Origin of the sequence: Candidatus Electronema sp. TJ (assembly GCF_048287355.1) — a bacterium.
Lineage (GTDB): Bacteria > Desulfobacterota > Desulfobulbia > Desulfobulbales > Desulfobulbaceae > Electronema.
The window spans coordinates 1-1,250 of sequence record NZ_JBLWEP010000080.1 but is presented as its reverse complement, the minus strand read 5'-3'; the positions used below and the strand labels follow the sequence as shown (position 1 = coordinate 1,250).

General features: G+C 65.3%; 2 protein-coding genes. One reads left to right on the top strand and one right to left on the bottom strand.

The window, feature by feature from the left end; genetic code table 11:
• Positions 1–97 precede the first annotated feature (97 nt).
• Positions 98–910, bottom strand: a complete 813-nt coding sequence (locus tag ACNKID_RS07255; RefSeq protein ID WP_417912773.1) for an SDR family NAD(P)-dependent oxidoreductase — start codon at positions 908–910, stop codon at positions 98–100.
• Between ACNKID_RS07255 and ACNKID_RS07250 the strand changes: the two genes are divergently transcribed.
• On the top strand, positions 909–1,070 hold the full coding sequence (locus ACNKID_RS07250; RefSeq protein ID WP_417912772.1) for a hypothetical protein: 162 nt from the start codon (positions 909–911) through the stop codon (positions 1,068–1,070). The genes ACNKID_RS07255 and ACNKID_RS07250 overlap by 2 nt on opposite strands.
• Positions 1,071–1,250: the final 180 nt, after the last annotated feature.

Below are 1,250 nucleotides of genomic sequence, written 5' to 3'. Positions count from 1 at the left end.
CTGCTCGTCCTCTTCTATCTCGGCATCATCGGCAAGCTGATCATGCCGGTCATTGAGCTGGGCAGCACCCTGCTGCTGCGCTGAGCCGCCTCCGCGCTCAAACCACTCCGTCCGGCATTTCCGGCACCGGCTGTCCGCCAAGGACAAAGCCGCCGTCCAAGCGCAGCGCAGCGCCAGTCATGAAGTCAGCTTGCAGGAGGAAGAGCACGGCCTCGGCAGCCTCTTCCGGCCTGCCGGTGCGGCCCAGCAGGGTCTGCGCCAGCAGGGCTGCGCGCTCCGCCTCAGTCAGCAGCGACCAGCCGCGCGTGCCCGGCCCGTGGCGCGTGTCAAAAAGGCCGAGCATCAGCTCGTTGACCCGGATGGACGGCGCACCCAGCCTTGCCCAGGTTTCGGTGAAGGAGGAGACTCCACGGCTGGCCGCAGCGTAGCCGTCGCTGAAGAGCAGCCCTGCCGGGCCGGAACGCCCGACCAGCGCCGCGACAGAGGAGATGTTGACCACCGCCGCTTGGTCAGCCCGGCGCAGCAGGGGCAGGCAGTGCTCGAAGACCAGCCATTTGGCATGAAGCGTGGTCTCCAGCTCCAATTGCCATTGGCCGCTGTTGACCGGGCGGCTGTACGCACCATGCACCACCGGCATCCCGCCCCGCTCAATATTGTTGACCAAGACATGCAGACGGCCAAATGCCGCCTCCATGCGCCGGACAAGGCCGCGCACGCTCTCCGGCTCGCGCAGGTCGGCCTGAAGGATGAGATGGCCGCTGAACTCCGCCGCCATGTCCTGCGCCGATTCGGGCCAGTCAAACCACGGCAGGCAAAGCCGCATCCCCGCAGCAGCCAGCCGGCGGGCCACAGCCCGGCCAAGAGGACGGCTTGCGCCCAGCACCAGCCCATATTTGCCGTGCAGGTTCATGCTGACAGACTATGCGGGCCGCAGCCGGGCCGCGCCGCAGCTGCCTGCGCTGATTGGACAGTCATGGTGCTTCTCCGTGAAGATTGAACATGCTGTGCGGGCCGTCCGCCCCTGCCCAGAGGCGTTCGGCACCAGCATGCTGGCGCGGCGGGTATCATAGCTATGATACGGCGGGAGTCATATATATGATACGTCAGGAGTCATAGGTATGACTCGGCAGGAGTCATAGGTATGACTCGGCGGGAGTCATAGGTATGACTCGGTGGGTGTCATATGTATGACTCGGCGGGTGTCATACTTATGACTCCCGCCGCCGCGTTTGGCGCAGGGGGAATGACAC

Coding starts and splice junctions, on each gene's coding strand:
- ACNKID_RS07250 (WP_417912772.1), top strand. CDS start 909: ATGCTGACAGACTATGCGGGCCGCAGCCGGGCCGCGCCGCAGCTGCCT.
- ACNKID_RS07255 (WP_417912773.1), bottom strand. CDS start 910: ATGAACCTGCACGGCAAATATGGGCTGGTGCTGGGCGCAAGCCGTCCT.